This is a genomic window from Paraburkholderia sp. SIMBA_030 (genome assembly GCF_046535245.1).
Lineage (GTDB): Bacteria > Pseudomonadota > Gammaproteobacteria > Burkholderiales > Burkholderiaceae > Paraburkholderia.
The window spans coordinates 1-268 of sequence record NZ_JAWRXB010000658.1 but is presented as its reverse complement, the minus strand read 5'-3'; the positions used below and the strand labels follow the sequence as shown (position 1 = coordinate 268).

Below are 268 nucleotides of genomic sequence, written 5' to 3'. Positions count from 1 at the left end.
GACGAAGGTTGCGTGGATTCCGTGCACGGCATCTTCATGATTTCAAGCCCGGAAGAGACGCCCCCGTTCGCTACATTCATCAACACGGCCACGCAGACCGTTATCGCCAAAGTGACGTTCACCGATAGCGCAGGCCAGCCCACCGCGGGCCTCGAAGCCTGCCGGTACGACGCTGCCGGCGACAACTTCTACGTGAACGTCGACGGAAGCACGGCGAATCCTCATGGCGAACTGGTGAAATTGCCAGGTGCGGCGATTCGCGCCATAC

At 60.4% G+C, this 268-nt stretch carries 1 pseudogene; it reads left to right on the top strand.

Going from position 1 to position 268, the window contains the following annotated elements:
* Nucleotides 1-12: 12 nt before the first annotated feature.
* A pseudogene (locus SB772_RS41590) lies at nucleotides 13-268 on the top strand (hypothetical protein); the annotation flags it as partial.